Origin of the sequence: Streptomyces sp. NPDC002809 (assembly GCF_040295435.1) — a bacterium.
GTDB lineage: Bacteria > Actinomycetota > Actinomycetes > Streptomycetales > Streptomycetaceae > Streptomyces.
Genome location: NZ_JBEOVJ010000004.1, coordinates 92,442 through 106,014, shown reverse-complemented (window position 1 = coordinate 106,014; position 13,573 = coordinate 92,442). Strand labels below are relative to the sequence as shown.

Sequence of the window (13,573 nt, the reverse complement as noted above, 5' to 3'; positions counted from 1 at the left end):
GGTGAGCGCCGCCACCGGTGCGGTCACGGACGCACTGCGGGAACTGCACAGCAGGTACGTGGACGTCGACGACGGCGAACTCGCCGACTACATCCCGCAACTGGCGCTCGCCGACCCGGGAGCCTTCGGGCTGGCCCTGATCAGCATGGACGGTCACCGGTACAGCACCGGCGATACCGACGTGCCGTTCACCGTCCAGTCCGTGTCGAAGCCCTTCGTCTACGCCCTGGCCCTGTCGCTCCTCGGCCTCGACGAGGTGTCCCGCTGGGTGAACGCCGAGCCCAGCGGCGAGGCGTTCAACGCCATCAGCCTGGAACGCGGCACCGGTCGCCCGGCCAACGCCATGGTCAACGCGGGCGCCATCGTCACCACCGCCCTGGTCCCCGACACTCCCGACGCGCCGAGATTCGGACGCATCCTCGACTGCCTGAGCCGGTTCGCCGGCCGGCGGCTCGACGTGGACGAGGAGGCGTACGCGTCCGAGGCGGCCACCGGGGACCGCAACCGCGCCCTCGCCTACCTCATCCGCAGCACCGGGCCCCTGCCGGTGGACCCGGTGGCGGCGGTGGAGACGTACTTCCGCCAGTGCGCGGTACGGGTCACGGCCCTGGATCTCGCCGCCATGGCGGCGACCCTGGCGCACGGCGGCGTCAATCCGCTCACCGGGGACAGAGTGGTGCCCGAGCCCGTCGCCGCCCAGGTGCTCGCCGTGATGGCGACCTGCGGCATGTACGACGCCTCGGGCGACTGGCTGCTCAGAGTGGGACTGCCGGCCAAGAGCGGGGTGTCCGGCGGTGTGATCGCCGCAGGGCCCGCACGGTTCGGACTGGCGACGTACAGCCCGCTGCTCGACCCGACCGGCACCTCCGTGCGGGGACACCTGGCGATCGGGACGCTCTCGCAGCGGCTGGGCCTGCATCTGATGCACAACCCGGCACTGGCCGCCTCCACCGTCACACTGGTCACGACCGCCGACGATCTGCCGACCGCTCCTGCGGGCGAACGGGAGCGCGCCCGCCGTGAACGGGTGGCGGTCGTCGCGGCCCAGGGCGCTCTGGACTTCACCGCGGCGGAGCGCGTGCTGTACGCGCTCGACGAGGCGGAGCCCGGACGGTCCGTCGCCGTGGTGCTCGACCTGCTGAGGGTAACGGACATCGGCACCGTGGCCCGGGCGATGCTGCGCAGCGGACTGGCCCGGCTCGCCGCCGACGGCAGGCGCGCCGCCCTGGCCGACCCGGACGGCCGACTGCGGGAGCCGGGCGACGAGGCCGGGGCCCCGCGCTGCTTCGCCACCCGCGAGGAGGCCGTGGCCTGGTGCACGGGGACGGTCGCGGACTGAGCCGCCCTAAAGGGGCCAGACCAGCGGCACGACGAGCAGGGCCACCGCCATGAACCAGAGCAGCACGGGCAGCCCGAACTTCCAGTAGTCGCCGAAGCGGTAGCCGCCGGGGCCCATCACCATCAGGTTGGCGGGCGTCGCCACCGGAGTGAGCAGCGCGGCCGCCGAGGCGACGGCGACGCACATCAGCACCGGCCGGACGGAGATCCCGACATCGGCAGCCGCGGAGACGGCGATCGGGATCACGATCAGCGCGGTCGCCATGTTGCTGATCAGCTGACCGAGCACAGCGGTCACCAGGAAGAGTCCGGCGAGCAGCAGATAGCCGTTGCCGCCCGCGGCCGACACCACGAGGTCGGCGATGCGGTCGGCGGCGCCCGACTGCTGGATGGCCGCCGACATCGGGAACATGCCGCCCGCGATGACGAGCGTGGTCCAGGCGACGCCGTCGTACGCGTCGGCCATCGACAGCACCCGCATCAGGATCATGGCGCCACCCGCGAGCAGGGCCGCCACCGCGGGCGGCACCGCGCCGGACGCGAGCAGTCCCACCATCGCGACGAGCGAGAGGATGGCACGCCGTCCGTCCGTGCCCAGCGTCGGCACCTGGCGCCGCACCTCCGCGGGGGAGTCGACCACCAGGACGTCCGCGGACAGCTCGGTGCGGCGCTTCAACGCCTGCCACGGGCCGCGCAGCAGCAGGGTGTCCCCGGCGGCGAGCACGCAGGGTTCGGGCCCGAGGTCGTGTCCCTTGCGCTGGACGGCCAGGATGACGAGGTCGCCGCTGTCGGTCGCCATCCCGGGGAAGACCTCCGCGCCGATGAGCGCGGAGCGCGGGCTGATCACCGTCTCCGCCACCCCCAGTTCCTGGTCGACCAGGGCCCCGACCAGGTACGGGCGGACGGGGCCCGCCAGCGGTTGCAGCCCGAACCGGTCGCCGAACTCCGTTACGGCTTCCGGCGGACCGTGCGCGATCAGCACGTCGTCCGCCCGCAGCGGCACATTGCCGCGCGGTGAGCCGGACGCGGCGACCACACCGACGATGGTCAGCTTCGGCGGTGCGGCCGCCGCCAGCGCTTCGGCCGTGCTGCCGAGCGCTGTCGACCCCGGCGGTACGAGCAGCCGGACGGCGTCCTGTTCCAGACCGTAGTGACTGACCATCGTCCGCGCGTGCCTGCTGAGGTCCGGCGGCAGACTGCTGGGTGCACGGCGGGGCAGCAGCCGGTCGCCGAACAGGACGGCGACGGCCACCGTGCCCGCCACCAGTGGCACCCCGACGAGGGCGAAGGAGAAGAATCCGAAACCGTCGGCGCCGGCGTCGGCCGCCGCTTCCGAGACGAGCACGTTGATCGGGGTTCCCGTGAGCACCAGCAGTGATCCCGCGTGAGCGGCGAACGCCAGCGGCATCACCAGACGGGACGGCGGCAGCTTGCTGCGTACCGCGAGCATCACCACCATCGGCAACAGCGCCGCGACCGCACCGTTGACCGTGATCAGGGCGGAGACGGCGGCGGCCAGCACCATCGTGAGCACCAGCAGCCGCCGGGGCCCGCTCCCTGCCCGGGCCGCCAGCTGCTGCCCGGCCCAGGTGGTGACCCCGGCCGCCGTCAGCCCCGTACTGACGACGAACAGGCCGGCGATGAACAGGACGACGGGGTCACCGAATCCGGAGAAGACCTGTTCGGCGGAGATGGCCCCGGTCGCGTACAGCGCGATCGCCGAGCCGAGCGCGACGACCTCGACGGGCAGCGGGTTCCGGGTGCGGGACCTTGTTGCCGATGCGCTCGATGCGGTCGAGTACGCGCTGCGAGCGGGTCCGCTCGTCGGAGGCGGCCTCGTCGCCGGAGACAGTGCTCATGTCAGCTGGTCCTCACCGGACGGAAGTTGAGCGCCAGCTCGGTGAGCAGTCGCGCGCCGAAGCCTGTGCAGCCGCGGGGCCGCCAGGAGGCCGCCTTGTCGTTCTGCGCCGGACCGGCGATGTCGATGTGGGCCCAGGGGACACCGGCCACGAAGTCCTCCAGGAAGAGCGCCGCGTGGATGGCCGCGCCGTTGGGGCCGCCCATGTTCCTGATGTCGGCGACGTCCGATTCGAGTTCGGCGCGGTAGCGGCGGGCCAGCGGCAGCTGCCAGGCGGGTTCGCCGGTGTCGCGGGCGGCCGCGAGAACCTGGGTGACCAGCGGCTGGTCGTTGCCGAAGACCCCGGCGATCTCGGCGCCCAGGGCCCGCAGGCAGGCTCCCGTCAGGGTGGCGATGTCGACGATGGCGTCGGTGGGCTCCTCGCTGGCGAGCACCAGCGCGTCGGCCATCACGAGACGGCCCTCGGCATCGGTGTTGAGCACCTCCACCGTGGTGCCCCCACGGATGGACAGCACGTCCCCGAGCTTCGTCGCCGTGCCGGACGGCATGTTGTCCGTGCACATCAGGTACGCGGTGACCGCCGTCGGGCACTCCAGCGCGGGCAGGGCGGTCATCGCGGCGAGGATCGCGCCCGCACCCGACATGTCGTTCTTCATCGTCGCGTGGACCGCGTCGCCCGGCTTGAGGCTGATGCCGCCGGAGTCGTACATGATGCCCTTGCCGACCAGCGTCAGGCGCGGGGCACCGTGGTCCGCGGGGGTGTGGCTCAGCTTGATCATGCGGGGCGGCTCGGCGCTGCCCGCGTTGACGCCGAGGAGCCCGCCGCAGCCCAGTTCGGTGAGCGCCTCCTTGTCGAAGACCTCGATCCGGAACCCGGACTCGGCCGCCAGCCGGGCCGCGCACTCGGCCATCCCGACGGCGGTGAGCGTGTTGGGCGGGGCGTTGGCCAGATCCCGGGCCAGGGCGGTTGCCCGGGCAAGCACCAGGCCGCGCTGCGCCCCTCGCAGAGCCGCCTCGGCGGACGCGTCCTCCACCAGCAGGGTCAGTGAACTCACAGGCGTCACGGAGGGCGTGGCCTTGAGCGGCTCGTACCCGTACCGGGCGAGCAGGACACCCTCGACGGCAGCCTGCGCCGCCGCCTCGGGCGTCAGCAACGGCCCCTCGGGCAAAACCAGTTCAAGCCGCGCGGCATGCGCGGCATGGGCGAACGCGGCCACCGCGTCACGTAGCGCGGACGCGTCGAGCGCATCCGGGTCGCCGACTCCGTACAGGACGACGGGAGAGCCGGAGGTGTCGGCGCAGACCAGGGTCCGGCCCACCGCCCCGGTCATTCCCGCGGCCTGCGCCGTCTGCGCGCCGATGGCCACGTCGTCGGGCAGCTCGCCCGACGACGTGACGGGTACACCGGTCGGAGTCCCGTTCCCCGCCCGAGGAGCGGCCCCCCGCGAGGCCACCTCGATGTCAGGGTGTTGACTCCGGGACGGGACGGGACGGGTGACGGCAGGGCGGAAGGACTCATCTGAAACACGCTCCCCAACGCGGTAGGCAAGATGTTGCGCAGTAAATCACCCCATTTGGGGTAACTGTGCAGTTCATGCCGGAGTGTCGCTATTTTCGGGGAGGTGCGTCAGGGCGGTCCGTTCACCAGATGGATTCCACCCACTCGGGGTGGTCGATGAACGGGTTCCGGTTGTGCTGGTACTGGTCGAATATGACGTCGTTGCGACGCTGTTCGAAGGTGTCCGGCGGGTCCTGCTCGCTCCACGTCTTCAGTACGGAGAGCCTGCCGATGTTCGGTGCGGATCCGTTCGACACGCTGTCGTTGGGTTCGAGGTCGGCGAAGGAGTCGTCGCCCTCGTAGCGCACCGCCATGTAGAGGATCATGCGGGCCACGTCGCCCTTGACGGCGTCGCGCGGTTCGAAGGAGTCGCTGTCGGTGTAGTTGCCGGGCGCCGCGCTCAGTTCGGTGCCGCCGTTGTCGAAGTCCTTGTTGCCACGGGTGGAGTTGACCGAGACGTCCTCCGGGCGCAGATGGTGGATGTCGGTGCCGGGGCCCGTGGCCGTGCCGAAGTCGCCGTGGGACTTGGCCCAGACGTGCTCCCGGTTCCACTGGCCGACGTTGCCGCCGTTGTCGCTCTTGGGCTCGGAGCGTCCGGTGTACAGGAGGATCACGTTGGAGGAGTTGGCCGGGTCCTGGTCGGTGTTCTTCAGCGCGTCCCAGACCTGGCTGTAGGTGAGCTTGGACTGGTCGCTGATGATCGTGTGCAGCGCGCCCTTGAGTGCGGTGCCGGTCTTGCCGAGCGCGTCCTGGTAGTACGTGTCGTCCAGTGCGCCGAGCGGGGTGGCCGATGTCGTCGGGGCCGGCGGTGTCGCGGCCGGCGCGGCGGCCGCGGTGCCGGCGAGCACCGCGAAGGCGGCGAGCGTGGCCAGCAGCGGGCGCCGGCAGGAAAGGTGACGACGGGACATGTGGGGTGTCCTCTCCGGAAATACGGGCACCGCGACGCCGTCACGGGGTGGGTGGCGGCTCCGCGGTGGTCGTGTTACTAGGTGGTCAGCGGGAGCCTTCCACACGCACCGTGACCGAGGTGTGAACACTGCGTACCTATCATGTGCAGGTCAAGTGAGGGTCGGTGCCGGGCTGCCACGGGCGTCCCGCAGGCCTCGGATGCGCCGCCGTCGGTGCGGGGCGAGAATTGCCGCAAGGACGAGGAGGCGGCATGAGCGACGAGCCCGAATCCGTATCCGTACGGGGTGTGACCCCCGACAGCCTTCTGCACACCGGTGCCAGCGACAATCCCTCGGCGGAGGACGTGGTCCTTGCCTCCGGGCGGGACCTGACACCCCGGAATCTCGAGTGGGCGGAGCGCCGGCTGGCCAGGGAGGGGCGGGCGGCCATCGAGAAGCAGCTGCCGTAGTAACCGCGGCCGGGCGCCCCGCCGCGGCCGCCGGCCGACGCCGGTGGCCCTGTGCGCCCGGCCGCGGTGGCGGTGCGGTGCGCGGGGCCGCGGCGGCCACAGGTCGTGCGGGCGCGCGTCGGCGCGGGAGCAGCGGTCGTGGGTGGTGCGGGCGTGCGTCGGCGTGCGGCCGGAGCCCCCGGCGCCGCGGGTTGTGCGGGGGTGCGGCGCTGCTCGGTTAGCCTGAACGCAATATGAACCGTTTGACGACGTCAGGGGCTGGTTACGACCTCGCCCGATTCCCCGAGAACCCCCGCGACCCGTTCCAGGCCTGGGACGCGGCCGACGAATATCTGCTCCGGCACCTGGAGGGGGCCGACGGGGCCGAGCCGGTCGGCCTCGCCGGACGTGTCGTGATCGTCGGTGACCGCTGGGGTGCGCTGAGTACGGCGCTTGCCGCGCACCGCCCCGCGCAGATCACCGACTCCTACCTCGCGCAGCGGGCGACGGCGGCGAATCTGGCGCGCAACGGGGCCGACCCCGATGCCGTACACCTGCTGTCCGCCCGTGACGCACCGCCGGACCGAATCGACGTCCTGCTCGTCCGTGTGCCCAAGAGCCTGGCGTTCCTGGAGGACCAGCTGCACCGGCTCGCCCCCGCCGTCCATGCCGGTACCGTCGTCATCGGCACCGGCATGGTGAAGGAGATCCACACCTCCACCCTCAAACTGTTCGAGCGGATCATCGGCCCCACCCGCACCTCGCTCGCGGTCAAGAAGGCCCGGCTCATCCACTGCACGCCGGACCCCTCGCTCGCCCGCACCCCCAGCCCCTGGCCCTACCGCTACGACCTGCCCGACGACGTCGGGACGGTCGCCGGCCGCACCGTCGTCAACCACGCGGGGATCTTCTGCGCGGAGCGGCTCGACATCGGTACCCGCTTCTTCCTGAGGCACCTGCCGGTGCGCAGCGGCCCCGACCGGGTCGTCGACCTCGGCTGCGGCAATGGGGTCCTCGGCCTGGCCGCCGCGCTCGCCAACCCCGAGGCCGCACTCACCTTCGTCGACGAGTCCTACCAGGCACTCGCCTCGGCCGAGGCCACCTTCCGGGTCAACGCGGGGCCGGACGCCGAAGCCCGCTTCGTGGTCGGCGACGGGCTGACCGGTGCCGAGCCCGCCGGAGCGGACCTCGTCCTGTGCAACCCGCCGTTCCACTCGCACCAGGCCACCACGGACGCCACCGCCCGGAACATGTTCCACGGGGCCCGCACCGCGCTGCGCCAGGGCGGTGAACTGTGGGTGGTGGGCAACCGGCACCTCGCTTACCACACCCAGCTGCGCCGGATCTTCGGCAACTGCACCACAGTGGCCGGCGACCCCAAGTTCGTCGTGCTGCGCGCAGTCAAACGCTGAGCGGCGCGCCCTCGGGTGCACGCGCCCCTTCCGGATTCTTGCAACACGTTCTACTGTGTGCGCCGCCGCACACGGGCTACGCGAAGCGAGACTCCTGGAGGGGCCGTGCACCTCGAATACACGCCTGAACAGCAGCAGTTGCGCAATGAACTGCATACGTACTTCGCGGCCCTGGTCCCCGACAACGCCTACGCGCGCTACGCCGACCCCGCCGCGCAGAAGCGCTTCTACCGGGAGACGGTCAGACGTCTGGGCGCCGACGGCTGGCTCGGCGTGGGCTGGCCCACGGAGTACGGCGGACGCGGCCTGTCCCCGATGGAACAGTTCATCTTCTTCGACGAGGCGGCCCAGGCGGGCGTTCCGTTGCCGCTGATGGCCCTGAACACCGTCGGCCCGACGATCATGCAGTTCGGCACCGACGAGCAGAAGGCCTACTTCCTGCCGAAGGTCCTTGCCGGGGAGATCGACTTCGCGATCGGCTACAGCGAACCCGACGCGGGCACCGACCTTGCCGCCCTCAAGACCCGGGCGGTGCGCGACGGCGACACGTACGTCGTCAACGGGCAGAAGATCTGGACGACCAACGGCGACACCGCGGACTGGGTCTGGCTCGCCGCCCGCACCGATCCGGACGCCCCGCCCCACAAGGGCATCACCATGCTCCTCGTCCCGACGTCCGACCCCGGCTACTCCTGCACCCTCATCAACACCCTCGCCTCGCACGACACCACGGCCAGCTACTACGAGAACATCCGTGTACCCGTCTCCCGCCGGGTCGGCGAGGAGAACAAGGGCTGGCGGCTCATCACCAACCAGCTCAACCACGAGCGCGTCACCCTCGCCGCCCACGGCACCATGGCCATCCGCGCCCTGCACAACGTCCGGCGCTGGGCCGCCGACACCCGCCTCGCCGACGGCCGCCGCGTGATCGACCTCGGCTGGGTCCGGGCCCGCCTCGCCCGCACGCACACCCGGCTCGACGCGATGAAACTCCTGAACTGGCAGATGGTGTCGGCCGTCCAGCACGCCACCCTCACCCCGCAGGACGCCTCAGCCGTCAAGGTCTACGGCTCCGAGGCGCGTCGCGACGCCTACGCCTGGCTCATGGAGGTCGTCGGCTCGGCCGGACCGCTGAAGGAGGGCTCGGCGGGCGCCGTCCTGCACGGCGAGCTCGAACGCGGATACCGGTCCGCCGTCATCTTCACCTTCGGCGGCGGCAACAATGAGATCCAGCGGGAGATCATCTCGTGGATCGGCCTCGGGATGCCGCGGGTACGCCGCTGAGCACCGTGCGAGCGCCGGTACGCCGCCCAGCAGGAGGTACGAGCGCATGACGGACGCCGACCCCGGACTCTTCGGGCCCGCATCGGTCACCTGGCAGATGCACGGCGACCCGATGATGTGGGTCGCCGGCGTACGCGCCCTGTACCTCCAGGCGCTCCATCCGCGCGCGGTGCGCGGCGTCATGCAGAACTCGGACTTCCGCAAGGACGCCTGGGGCCGGCTGATGCGCACCGCGGGCTTCGTCGGGACGATCACCTACGGCACCACCGAAGCCGCCGAGAAGGCCGGAGCCCGGGTCCGTAGGATCCACCGGCTCCTCGAAGTCACCGACCCGCTGACCGGCGAGACCTACGGAGTCGGCGAACCGGACCTGCTGCTGTGGGTGCACTGTGCCGAGGTCGACTCCTACCTCCAGGTCGAGCGGCGCTCCGGCTACCCGCTCACCGACGCGCAGGCCGACCGGTACGTCGACGAACACCGCACCAGCGCCCGCCTTGTCGGCCTCGACCCGGCCGGCGTTCCTGCGACGGTCGCGCAACTGGCCGCCTACTTCGAGCGGGTCCGGCCCCAACTGGCTGCCTCGCCCGAGGCGTCGGACGTCGACGACTTCCTGCGCCGGCCACCGGTCCACCCGCTGCTGCTTCCGGCGCGTGCCGTGCTCTGGCGGCGCGTCGCGACACTCGCCTACCAGTCCCTGCCGCCGTACGCGCACGAGCTGTACGGCAGACCCGCACCGCAGGCGGCCACCGTCGACCGCCGCCTGCGCACCGCCGGAGCGGTCCTGCGCGCCATTCCGTCGAAGCTCCGCTGGCAACTTCCGCCCGGTCACATTGTGAACGCGATGGCGCGACTCGGACCAGGCAGCCGCCCCACCCCGTACAAACTGAAAAGGCAGGCAGCCATACTGGACGGGCCGGGGAGGGCGCAGCAACAGTAGGCGGAGCGACGGGGGCGACAGCAGGGATGGCGGAAACCAGGCTGATCCAGAGCCGGTACCGACTGCTCGATCTGATCGGGCGCGGCGGCATGGGCGAGGTGTGGCGTGCCCGCGACGAATCGCTCGGCCGGCAGGTCGCCGTCAAATGCCTCAAGCCGATGGGTCCGCAGCACGACCAGGACTTCACCCGCATTCTGCGTGAACGATTCCGCCGGGAGGCCCGGGTCGCCGCCGCCCTCCAGCACCGGGGCGTCACCGTCGTCCACGACTTCGGTGAGCACGAGGGCGTGCTCTATCTGGTGATGGAGCTCCTGGACGGCCGCAATCTCAGCCAGCTCCTGGAGGACAACAGGCAGCACCCGCTGCCCGTCGACGACGTCGTGGACATCGCCGACCAGGTGGCCGACGCCCTCGGCTACACCCACCAGCAGGGCATCATCCACCGCGACCTCAAGCCCGCCAACATCATGCGGCTGGCCGACGGGACGGTGAAGATCTGCGACTTCGGCATCGCCAGGCTCGGCCACGACATCTCGGTCACCTCCCGCCTCACCGGTGTCGGCGTCGCCATGGGCACCCCGCACTACATGTCGCCGGAGCAGATCAGCGGCGGCCAGGTCGACCACCGCAGCGACCTCTACTCGCTGGGCTGCGTGCTGTACGAGATCGCCACGGGCGCCCCGCCGTTCGACCTCGACGACGCCTGGGGTGTGCTCGTCGGGCACCGCGACACCCCACCCGAACCGCTGCGGACCCACCGGGCGGAACTGCCCGGGTTCCTCGACCGCGTCGTCCTGGAACTGCTGGCCAAGACCCCGGACCAGCGGCCGGCCGACGCGGGCGACCTGCGCCGCCGCATCGCCGCCGGCCGCACCGGCGAACAGCCGCACCCGGAACCGACCGGCCGGGTGCTGCTCGCACCGCCGGTCCCGGTCGAGCGGCCCGGCGGACCCGCATCCCGCCTGCCCGCCTGGACCCGTGGGATGACCACGGGGCACAAGGCGACGCACAGCCTGGCCGGTCCGCCGGATGCGGTCGACCATTCGGCGGGGCTGACCGGCGCGTGGACCACCGGCATCGGCGGGCCGGCCGGGGCCGAGCGGCCCACCCCGGACCCCGGGATCCTCTCGGCGCTGGACAACCGGCACAGTGCCGGCCTCAACCTCGGCCGGCTCGGCCACTGGGACGAGGCGCACGAGGTCCACCGAGCGGTCGCCGCCGAACGCGAGAGCGCCCTGGGCACCGACCACCCCGACACGCTCGCCAGCCGGTACGAGGTGGGGTTCACCCTCAGCAGGACCGGACACGCGGCGGACGCACTGCGGGAGTTCGACCGTGTGGCCCGGGGCCGCGAACGCACCCTGGGTCCCGACCACCCGGACACCCTCGCGGCCCGCCAGGAGATGGGCTACGTACTGGGCCAGCTCGGCCGTCACTTCGAGGCCCACCAGCTGTACGCCGCCGTCCTGGCGTCCAGGGAACGCTCCATGGGGCCCGACCACCCCGACACCCTGCGCTGCCGACACAACCTGGCGTTCAACCTCAGCAGGCTCGGCCGGCTGGAGGAGTCGTACGCCATGGCCCGGGACGTGGCGACAGCGCGCGCCCGGCTCCTCGGCGCCGACCACCCCGACACCCTCGTCACCCGCTACGAGGTCGGCTACACCCTGGGCCGGCTCGGCCACTGGACGGAGGCCCTGCAGACCTACACGGAGGTCGCCCAGGCCCGGTCGCGGGCCCTGGGAGCCGACCACCCGGACACTCTCGCGGCCCGCTACGAGGTGGGGATCAGCCTCGGCCGGCTGGGCCGCAGCGCCGAGGCCCTGGAGCTCTACCGCCGGCTCGTCGACGACCGGACCAGGGTCAGTGGCCCCGCCGACCCCGAGACCCTCCGCGCCCGCCACGGGCTGGGCGTCAACCTGGGCCGGCTGGCCCGCTGGGAGGAGGCGCTGTCCGAATCCCGCGAGGTGTGCGAGCACCGCGAGCGGGTTCTGGGCACCGACCACCCCGACACCCTGGTGAGCCGCCGCGAGGTCGCCGTCGGCCTGGGCTGGCTGGGGCGCTGGGCCGAGGCTCTCAAGGTGTACCGGCAGGTCGCCGAGGCCCGCACCCGGATTCTGGGGGCCGACCACCCCGACACGCTCTCCGGCCGCAACGACGAGGCGCACTGCCTGGAACAGCTCGGCAGGGGCCCGGAGGCCGTCGAGCTCTACCGGCAGGTGGCGGCGCTGCGACAGCGACGGGGCATCCCGCAGCACTGAGAGCGACCGGCACATGGGGGAGCTCTGGTCCGGGCCGCGTGTCCGTGTTACCAAGGGGCATGCCCGTACGAGACAGCTATGACGCAGTGATCGTGGGCGGCGGCCACAACGGCCTGGTCGCCGCCGCCTACCTCGCCCGCGCTGGACAGTCGGTCCTGGTCCTGGAACGACTGGCCACCACCGGCGGAGCGGCCGTCTCGACCCACCCCTTCGCCGGGGTCGACGCCCGGCTGTCGCGCTACTCCTATCTCGTGTCACTGCTCCCGCGGAAGATCGTCCGCGATCTCGGCCTGGACTTCGCCGTACGTAAACGGACCGTCTCCTCGTACACCCCGGCCGTCCGTGAGGGGCGTGCCACCGGGCTGCTCGTCGGCGGCGACCGCACCCGCGGCTCCTTCGCCGCGCTCACCGGATCGGACCGGGAGTACGAGGCGTGGCAGCGGTTCTACGGACTCACCGGGCAGGTCGCCGAGCGGATCTTCCCCACGCTCACCGAGCCGTTGCCCACCCGCGACGCGCTGCGGGAGCGGATCGGCGACGCGGACGCCTGGCGGATGCTGTTCGAGGAGCCCATCGGCGTCGTCGTCGAGGAGAACTTCGACGACGACCTCGTCCGGGGCGTCGTGCTCACCGACGCCCTGATCGGGACCTTCGCCGACGCGCACGATGCCTCACTGCTCCAGAACCGGTGCTTCCTCTACCACGTGATCGGCGGCGGCACCGGCGACTGGGACGTCCCGGTCGGCGGCATGGGCGCGCTCACCGACGCCCTCGCGGGGGCCGCGCTCGCCGCCGGTGCGCAGATCCGGACCGGGCACGAGGCGATCCGCGTCGACACCGACGGCGCGCACGCCGAGGTGACGGTGCGGACGGACAGCGGAGAGTCCACCGTCGGCGCGCGCCGTGTCCTGGTCAACGCCTCGCCGCAGGCGCTGGCCGCTCTCCTCGGCGAGGAGCCGCCGACGCCCGCCGAAGGCGCCCAGCTGAAGGTGAACATGCTGCTCACCCGGCTGCCCCGGCTGCGCGACCACTCCGTGGACCCGCGCGAGGCGTTCGCCGGAACCTTCCACGTCGCCGAGGGGTACGGGCAACTGGGCGACGCATACCGGGACGCGGCGGCGGGCCGGCTGCCCGCCGCCCCGCCCTCGGAGATCTACTGCCACTCGCTCACGGACCCCTCGATCCTCGGCGCGGATCTCGCCGCCCGTGGCTACCAGACCCTGACCCTGTTCGGCCTGCACACCCCTGCTCGGCTGTTCGCCGCGGACAACGACGCCACTCGCGCCACCCTGCTGGAGGCCACGCTCGCCGAGCTCGACGCCCATCTGGAGGAGCCGCTCGCGGAGGAATGCCGTGCATCGAGGCGAAGACACCGCTCGACCTCGAACAGGACCTGCGGCTGCCCGGCGGCCACATCTTCCACCGGGACCTCGCCTTCCCGTACGCCACCCCGGAGACCGGCCGCTGGGGCGTGGAGACCGCCCACGCCAACGTTCTGCTCTGCGGGGCGGGCGCGGTGCGCGGCGGAGGGGTGAGCGGGATCCCCGGCCACAACGCCGCGATGGCGGCGCTGGGCCGGTGACCGGTAT

General features: G+C 72.0%; 9 protein-coding genes and 1 pseudogene. 7 read left to right on the top strand and 3 right to left on the bottom strand.

What is annotated here, in order from left to right; genetic code table 11:
• Position 1 precedes the first annotated feature (1 nt).
• Positions 2-1,339 carry a glutaminase A gene (gene glsA / locus ABT025_RS04135; protein WP_350989604.1) on the top strand — a complete coding sequence of 446 codons (1,338 nt, stop codon included), beginning with the start codon at positions 2-4 and terminating at the stop codon, positions 1,337-1,339.
• Positions 1,340-1,345: 6 nt separating this feature from the next.
• On the opposite strand, the gene ABT025_RS04130 is transcribed toward glsA, so the two are convergent.
• From ABT025_RS04130 to ABT025_RS04120, 3 genes are all read right to left on the bottom strand, one after another.
• Entirely contained in the window at positions 1,346-3,031 is a 1,686-nt protein-coding gene (locus ABT025_RS04130) for an SLC13 family permease (protein ID WP_350989815.1), read from the bottom strand.
• Between the two features lie 167 nt (positions 3,032-3,198).
• A complete protein-coding gene (locus tag ABT025_RS04125; protein WP_350989601.1) occupies positions 3,199-4,650 on the bottom strand; it encodes a leucyl aminopeptidase in 1,452 nt (483 codons plus the stop codon).
• 187 nt (positions 4,651-4,837) lie between these two features.
• Positions 4,838-5,662: an endonuclease I family protein gene (locus tag ABT025_RS04120; protein WP_350989599.1), complete on the bottom strand. Its 825-nt coding sequence runs from the start codon at positions 5,660-5,662 to the stop codon at positions 4,838-4,840.
• 251 nt (positions 5,663-5,913) lie between these two features.
• Between ABT025_RS04120 and ABT025_RS04115 the strand changes: the two genes are divergently transcribed.
• The 6 genes and pseudogenes from ABT025_RS04115 to ABT025_RS04090 all read left to right on the top strand — a co-directional run bounded on the left by ABT025_RS04115 (position 5,914) and on the right by ABT025_RS04090 (position 13,566).
• A complete protein-coding gene (locus ABT025_RS04115) occupies positions 5,914-6,111 on the top strand; it encodes a hypothetical protein (RefSeq protein WP_350989597.1) in 198 nt (65 codons plus the stop codon).
• A 233-nt stretch (positions 6,112-6,344) separates the two neighbouring features.
• On the top strand, positions 6,345-7,502 hold the full coding sequence (locus ABT025_RS04110) for a methyltransferase (protein ID WP_350989595.1): 1,158 nt from the start codon (positions 6,345-6,347) through the stop codon (positions 7,500-7,502).
• A 105-nt stretch (positions 7,503-7,607) separates the two neighbouring features.
• Complete coding sequence (locus ABT025_RS04105; protein WP_350989593.1) at positions 7,608-8,786, top strand: acyl-CoA dehydrogenase family protein; 1,179 nt, start codon at positions 7,608-7,610, stop codon at positions 8,784-8,786.
• Positions 8,787-8,832: 46 nt separating this feature from the next.
• The gene (locus tag ABT025_RS04100) at positions 8,833-9,723 is read left to right on the top strand and encodes an oxygenase MpaB family protein (protein WP_350989591.1); all 891 of its coding nucleotides are present in this window, start codon (positions 8,833-8,835) and stop codon (positions 9,721-9,723) included.
• A 26-nt stretch (positions 9,724-9,749) separates the two neighbouring features.
• On the top strand, positions 9,750-11,984 hold the full coding sequence (locus ABT025_RS04095) for a serine/threonine-protein kinase (protein ID WP_350989589.1): 2,235 nt from the start codon (positions 9,750-9,752) through the stop codon (positions 11,982-11,984).
• A gap of 59 nt (positions 11,985-12,043) precedes the next feature.
• Positions 12,044-13,566, top strand: a pseudogene (locus ABT025_RS04090) (phytoene desaturase family protein).
• Positions 13,567-13,573: the final 7 nt, after the last annotated feature.

Coding starts and splice junctions, on each gene's coding strand:
- ABT025_RS04120 (WP_350989599.1), bottom strand. CDS start 5,662: ATGTCCCGTCGTCACCTTTCCTGCCGGCGCCCGCTGCTGGCCACGCTC.
- ABT025_RS04115 (WP_350989597.1), top strand. CDS start 5,914: ATGAGCGACGAGCCCGAATCCGTATCCGTACGGGGTGTGACCCCCGAC.
- ABT025_RS04110 (WP_350989595.1), top strand. CDS start 6,345: ATGAACCGTTTGACGACGTCAGGGGCTGGTTACGACCTCGCCCGATTC.
- ABT025_RS04100 (WP_350989591.1), top strand. CDS start 8,833: ATGACGGACGCCGACCCCGGACTCTTCGGGCCCGCATCGGTCACCTGG.
- ABT025_RS04095 (WP_350989589.1), top strand. CDS start 9,750: ATGGCGGAAACCAGGCTGATCCAGAGCCGGTACCGACTGCTCGATCTG.